A 7,015-nucleotide genomic window follows, 5' to 3' on the forward strand; every position below is an offset into this window, starting at 1 on the left:
GCGGCGCGCATCCCAAGGAAGACGGCGAACAACGTCCAAGCCCGTAAACGCGCAGGCCGAAAGCAAGCTTTTTCGGACCTGCGCCTGGGCAAGGGGTTACTTCATTTTTAGGGGAGGTACGAATGAAATCTTTATTTGAAAAGGAAGAACGGTACTGGAGCGGCAAGTTTGACGCCGATGACAGCCTGAGCTTCCTTCCCTACAGTCAATCCTCCAAATTATCCGCCGACGGGGAAGCTTCGGCCGAGCCGGGCTTGCTTCACCGTACTCTGCCGAGCGAACTCTCGGAGAGAATCATTCGCCTCGCCAACGGTTCGGATTTGGCTTTGTACATGATTGTTTTGGCAGGAGTAAAAAGCCTGCTGTTCAAATATACCGGACAGGACCAAGTGCTGGTCGGCATGCCTTCTTATAGCGCAGACCCCGACGGGACTCCGCCGCCGCATGACATCTTGGTGATCAAGACGTCCGTAAGCCGCCAGACTACGCTGAAAACGCTCCTCGGGGGCATCAAAGCTTCCATCGGCGAGGCGCTGGAGCATCAGCATCTGCCTTTTCGAAAAATGGTGGAGCCGCTCCATCTGGACTATACGGGGGACGGCCTCCCGGTCGTCAACACCGTCGCATCTTTCGCCCCGATTCATCCGGTACCGCTGGGTAACCGGGTGGCGGCCGATACGGTTTTTCAATTTGACCGCCAAAACCACTCCATCAAGCTGGAAATAAGCTTTGACGGGCAGCGGTACGAGCGGGCATTTGTGGAACAGGCGGCCGACCATCTTGTTCGGCTGCTGTCCGTGCTTTTATTTCAGCCGGATCTGGAGCTTGGACAAGCCGATGTGCTGTCCCCAGACGAGAGGGAGACGCTGCTGAAGCGATTTAATGACACCGAAACCGGGTTCGAGCAGGGGAAAACGATTCACGGCTTGTTCGAAGAGCAGGCGGAGCTTTACCCGGACCACGTGGCCGCCGTCATGAATGAGCGGCAGCTGACCTACCGCGAGCTGAACGAGCGATCCAACCGCCTTGCACGGAAGCTGCGGGAGACGGGAGCAGAAGCGGACCAACTGGTAGCGATTCTGGCCGAACGCTCCCTTGATATGGTCGTCGGCATTCTGGCGATTCTCAAAGCGGGCGGAGCCTACGTGCCTGTCGATCCCGACTACCCGGAGGAGCGCATCCGCTTCATGATTGAGGATTCGGGCGCGCCGTTATTGCTGATTCAAAAGCATCTGCACGAGAAGACCGACTTCGCAGGAACGCGCCTCGAATTGGATGATTTTGTTTGGGGCGACAGAGGGGCGGACTCCGAAGGTGCGCTGGACACTTTGAACCTGGAGCCGATTTCCGGGCCGGGCAACCTGGCTTATGTCATCTACACGTCGGGAACGACCGGCAGGCCGAAAGGAACGCTGATCGAGCATAAGAACGTCGTGCGCCTCCTGTTCAACGACAAGAACCTGTTCGACTTCGGGCCGTCCGACACGTGGACGCTGTTTCACTCGTTCTGCTTCGATTTCTCCGTCTGGGAAATGTACGGAGCGCTGCTGTACGGAGGCAAGCTGGTCATCGTACCGCCGCTCACGGCGAAAAATCCGGCCGATTTCTTGGCGCTGTTAGGCCGCGAACAGGTTACGATTTTGAATCAGACGCCAACGTACTTCTACCAGCTGCTGCGTAAGGTCTTGGCGGACCATCCGTACGATCTGCGGATTCGCAACGTCATCTTCGGGGGCGAAGCGCTGAGTCCGCTGCTGCTCAAGGGCTTCAAGACGAAGTACCCGGAGACGAAGCTGATCAATATGTACGGCATTACCGAGACGACGGTTCACGTGACGTATAAGGAAATTACGTGGGTCGAAATGGAGGCGGCGAAGAGCAATATCGGCAAGCCGATCCCGACGCTGAGGGTGTACATCCTTGATGAAAACCGCCGCCCAGTGCCGATCGGCGTAGCGGGCGAAATGTACGTGGCCGGGGAAGGCCTGGCGAGAGGATACCTGAACCGTCCGGATCTGACGGCGGAGAAGTTCGTCGATTCCCCGTTTGCGGAGGGGGAGAAGCTGTACCGCTCGGGCGACTTGGCGGCTTGGCTGCCGGACGGCAACATCGAATACCTGGGCCGGATCGACCATCAGGTGAAAATCCGCGGGTACCGGATCGAGCTGGACGAAATCGAGACGCAGCTGCTGAAGATCGCCGCCGTGCAAGAAGCCAAGGTGCTCGACCGCGACGATGCGAACGGTCAAAAGCAGCTTGTCGCTTACTACGTCGCGGAAACGAGGCTGGCGGCGAATGAACTCAAGGAGGAGCTCGCCAAGCAGCTTCCGGGGTATATGATTCCTTCGCACCTTGTGCAGCTTTCGCGGATGCCGCTGACCCCCAACGGGAAAATCGACCGCAAAGCGCTGCCCGCGCCGGAGGAAGCCGCGGCCGGAGGAGCGGAATATGTCGCGCCGAGAACGTTGCTCGAAATGAAGATCGCCCGCGTCTGGCAGGATACGCTTGGCGTTCCGCAGGTCGGCGTAAAGGATAACTTTTTTGAGTTGGGTGGCAATTCGTTAAGTCTGATGAGGCTCGTTCAAGCCGTTTACGATGAAACGGGCATCGAGATACCGCTGAACCGCCAATTCCATCATGTAACCGTTGAAGCCATGGCTTTCGGAGAGGGGGATCTGGGCCTGGATAAAGGGGGAGACTCCTTCATTAAGCTGAATAAAGCAGGAGATCTGAGCGTGTTCTGCTTCCCTCCGGGCAGCGGCTTCGGCATCGGTTACCGGGAGCTCGCGAGCAGGCTCGACGGCCGGTTCGTTCTCTACGGCATTGATTTTATCGACGATGCCGCCGATTACGAGGCCATGCTGAACCGTTATGTGGACGAGATTGTCTGCATCCAGCCGGAAGGACCTTACGTGCTGCTCGGCTACTGCTTTGGAGGCAATCTCACGTTCGAGGTAGCCAGAACGATGGAGAAAAGAGGGTATTCCGTAACGGACGTGCTCATGGTGGATTCGTGGATTAAGGACACGCTGACGCCTCCCGAAACGTCGGAGAAAGAGCTTGAAGAAACGCTTGCCGATTTCGACGAAGAAGAGAAGGAATTAATGAGCAATCCGCTCGTGCGGGAGCGGGTTCATCGGAAGGTCAAAGCGACCTTGACGTACGAAGCGCAGCTTATTAATTCCGGCACGATCCCGGCCCGGATTTACGAGCTGATTGCGAAAGACAGCGAAGCGTTCCGCCTGGAGCACCAATTGCCGTCCTGGCGGGGGGCAACGACGCAAGCTTACGCCGATTACCGGCTGGAGGGCGCACACGAGGAATTGCTGGAACTCGCGCGCGTGGACGAAACGGCCGTTGTCATCCGGGACATCTTAGAGCAAGTCAAGCGGCAGATCGAAGCGGAGGCCGGGGTACTGCATGGAAGCTGACCGGCAGCAGTCTGTTCAAGAACAAGGCACAGCGGCGCCTTCCAAGCGCCAAACCGCTTACGCCACCTGGAAAGCGTTCCGCTGGCTGATGTCCTATGTAAGCCGTCACAAAGCCTGGATGATCGTCGGTACCTTGTCCGCAATTGCAGCCGCCGTTATTGAGATATGGACGGGAAGTTTGATCGAGCAGCTGACCACCCAGGCCGAGAAGGGAGCGGGGCCAATCGTTCTGCAAATCGTGTACACGGTCTTTGCGGTCATCTTGATCGGTGTGCCGGCGAAGTATTTCATGAGCTTCGGCGTGGAGCGAAGCAGCGCCTCTGCGGTGCAGGATATCCGCAACCATGTCATGCGTCATATCGGCAAACTCCCGGTCTCCTATTTGGAAAAGCAGCACTCCGGCGACGTGTTGTCGCGGATCAACAACGACCTGCAGCTCATCCAGCAGTTTATGATTCGGGACCTTGCCCAGTGGTTTTATCATCCGCTATTGTTCATTGGCTGTTTCGCTTATTTGATCTACCTCCAATGGGAGCTGATGCTGTACAGCCTGCTGTTATTTCCTGTAGCGCTGCTGGTTTCCCAATGGATCGGCAAGCAGTTGGAGCGGTTGACGGAGGAAGCCCAGGCGAACATGGGCCGAATGAACGTCAACCTCCAGGATACGCTTGGGGGTATGCCTATTGTAAAAAGCTACCTGCTATCCGGCATGTTATCTCGCTCCTACCAAGTGCTGCTGCAATTGACGGCCCAAAAAAAGCTGGCCGTGAAAAAGCGGGAAGCCTGGGTCAATCCGTTGCTTTCCACGCTGATGATCAGCCCGATCATTTTCGCCGTCAGTTACGGAAGCTATTTGATCTACCAAGGGCAGCTAGGCGCGGGGGAGCTGGTCGCCTTCCTGTACTTGCTGAATCTGTGTCTGGAGCCGCTGGAGCATATTCCCGAGCTCATCACACGGACGTTCGAAATGGCCGGTGCCCTCAGAAGGGTCTCCGAAATCGTCGAGCAGCCGACCGAAACGGAAAATGGCCATTCGCTTCCGAAAGCGAGCGCCGCCCCCATCGAGTTTCAGAAGGTAACCTTCGGGTATGAGGAGAGCTCCCCGATCCTGCGGAATGTTAGCTTTTCGGTGCCGGAAGGGAAGACGATCGCGCTTGTCGGAGCGAGCGGCGGAGGGAAGAGCACGGTGTTTAAGCTTGTATACGGCTTTTATCCGCTTCCGGAGGACCAGGGTGAGATCCGCGTGTTCGGCAGCCTGATCCACGGTGCTGATCCGGAGCAGCTTCGGTCGCATTTTTCCGTGGTAACCCAGGATTCATATTTGTTTAGCGGCACGATCGCCGAAAATATCGGCTACGGGCGGGAAGAAGCGTCGATGGACGAGATTATCGAAGCCGCCAAAGCCGCTCAGGCGCATTCCTTCATTATGCAGCTTGCGGACGGCTACCAGACGTACGTCGGAGAGCGCGGAGGCTTTTTGTCCGGCGGGCAGCGCCAGCGCATTGCAATGGCCCGGGCTTTTCTGAAGGATGCTCCCGTTCTGCTGCTGGACGAGCCAACGTCGGCTCTTGATCCGGAGTCGGAAAGCGCGGTTCAGGAAGCGCTCAACGTATTGATGAAGAATAGAACGACCATGGTTATTGCCCACCGGCTTTCTACTGTTCAAAACGCCGACGAAATTTGGGTCATGGAACAGGGGAATATTGTTGAAAAGGGCACTCATGAACAATTGCTGGAGAGGAAGGGACTGTACGCCCAGTCGTACTACCAGGAATTTACCGATTCTGCCGAACGCAGGGAGGTGGCGTACACATGAAAAAGGGCGGATGGCTCTCGCAAGTGAAAGAACTCGGCTACTTGCTGACCTTTATGAACCGCAAGCGCAAAACCCAGTACGCCATTGGCCTGGCCGTGACGGCGCTCACCCAGACATTGTTCCTGATCGCCTTCAGTTTGGTCGTACATAACTTGGTTGATTTCGCCGTGTCTCGAGATACGTCCCTGATGGTGGAAGCCTTTATTATTTTGGGTGCGGCGCTGTTCCTGGAAAATGTGATTTCTCCCGGGTTCATTTACTTATACCAGCGCAGTGTCGAGCTGACTGTGCTGAATATCCGCGAACGTCTTTACGACAAGCTGTGCCGGGTGCGGCCGAGATTTCTGGAACAGACGCACCATGGGGACTTGCTGTCGCGGGTGAACAACGACGTAACGACCGTTGAGTTTACATTTTCGCAGGCTTACTTCGTTTTGCTGCTTCAAATTGTTTTTTGCATCGGCTCCATTGTCTTCATGGTGTTGATCGATTGGCGGTTTGCCGGCGTATCCTTCGTCATTCTGCTGCTGTCCTCCGTGGTCAGCCTGAAATTTGCGCGGGATATTCGAGCCTTGTCCGAACAAGGCTTGCAAACGCTCGGTAAAATGACCGAAAAATTCAAAGATTTTATGGGCGGCATTCAAATTGTGAAGCTGTTCCGCATCCGTACGATTTACAACCAGTACGAAGCGTTGAACGAACAAATGACGCAGACGCTTCGGCAAACTGCGCAGAAGAATGGCATGCAGGCTGCGGTGAACCATTTTATCAGCTACGTCACGTTCTGCGGCATCATCGTCATCGGCAGTCTTCTTTATGCCTACGGACTGATGGGAATGGGAAGCGTCGCCGCCCTGGCGGTTCTGCAAGTGAATCTGACGCACGCCTTGTTGAACTTGGGGATGGTTCTGTCGATGACCCAAAATTCGCTCGCGGGCGCTCACCGGATTCAAGAGGTACTTAGAGAGGAAGAGGAGCCGGAGCGTTTGGGATCTCCTCACAGCGAGCTCATGTCAGAGGCTGCGGTGGAGTTTCGCGATGTGGAATTTTCCTATCAGGCAGATAAAAAGGTGCTTGTCGACATGTCCATGCAGGTGTTTCCCGGCCAGGTCGCCGCTATCGTGGGGGCCAGCGGCAGCGGCAAAAGTACGCTGATCAAGCTGCTGCTCGGCTTTTATCCTGTGGACAGCGGAGAAATCCTGCTCCAAGGCAAACCGTTCGGCCATTACACGCTGGACGAAATCCGCAGGCAGATTGCATACGTTCCGCAGGAGCCGTTCTTATTTACCGGCACGATTGAGGAAAACATCCGCTACGGCAACCCGGATGCAACGGATGAAGAAGTGATTGAAGCGGCCAAAGCGGCGTATGCTCACCATTTCATTCATGAACTTCCGGAACAGTATAAAACGCCGGTGGGAGAGAGAGGAGCGTCGTTGTCGGGCGGACAAAGGCAACGAATTGCGATTGCCCGGGCGATTCTCAAAAACGCCCCGATTCTGCTGCTGGACGAAGCGACTTCCGCGCTGGATAACGAATCCCAGCATTGGGTGCAGCAGGCCTTGAACGTTTTGATGAAGGGGCGCACCACCATTCTGATCGCGCACCGTCTCAGCACCGTGGAACTTGCGGATTTGATTACCGTCATGAATCAAGGCACGGTCGTCGAGCGGGGCCGCCATCAGGATCTGCTGGCGCTCGGGGGTTATTACGCCCGGCTGTACGGTTAGCCTATCTACAAACAATCTCTAAAACGGGAGTGTGTCGA

At 56.0% G+C, this 7,015-nt stretch carries 3 protein-coding genes; all 3 read left to right on the forward strand.

What is annotated here, in order from left to right; translation table 11 throughout:
• Positions 1-122: 122 nt before the first annotated feature.
• The 3 genes from OCY70_RS00330 to OCY70_RS00340 are packed head-to-tail and all read left to right on the forward strand — an operon-like array spanning position 123 to position 6,977.
• Entirely contained in the window at positions 123-3,431 is a 3,309-nt protein-coding gene (locus OCY70_RS00330; protein ID WP_261944483.1) for a non-ribosomal peptide synthetase, read from the forward strand.
• Complete coding sequence (locus OCY70_RS00335; RefSeq protein ID WP_213428306.1) at positions 3,421-5,247, forward strand: ABC transporter ATP-binding protein; 1,827 nt, start codon at positions 3,421-3,423, stop codon at positions 5,245-5,247. The genes OCY70_RS00330 and OCY70_RS00335 overlap by 11 nt, the downstream gene beginning before the upstream one ends.
• Positions 5,244-6,977 carry an ABC transporter ATP-binding protein gene (locus OCY70_RS00340; protein ID WP_213428307.1) on the forward strand — a complete coding sequence of 578 codons (1,734 nt, stop codon included), beginning with the start codon at positions 5,244-5,246 and terminating at the stop codon, positions 6,975-6,977. Before OCY70_RS00335 ends, OCY70_RS00340 begins: the two co-directional genes overlap by 4 nt.
• Positions 6,978-7,015: the final 38 nt, after the last annotated feature.

The sequence above is a fragment of the Paenibacillus melissococcoides genome, from assembly GCA_944800085.1.
Classification (GTDB): domain Bacteria; phylum Bacillota; class Bacilli; order Paenibacillales; family Paenibacillaceae; genus Paenibacillus_B; species Paenibacillus_B melissococcoides.

Coding starts and splice junctions, on each gene's coding strand:
- OCY70_RS00330 (WP_261944483.1), top strand. CDS start 123: ATGAAATCTTTATTTGAAAAGGAAGAACGGTACTGGAGCGGCAAGTTT.
- OCY70_RS00335 (WP_213428306.1), top strand. CDS start 3,421: ATGGAAGCTGACCGGCAGCAGTCTGTTCAAGAACAAGGCACAGCGGCG.
- OCY70_RS00340 (WP_213428307.1), top strand. CDS start 5,244: ATGAAAAAGGGCGGATGGCTCTCGCAAGTGAAAGAACTCGGCTACTTG.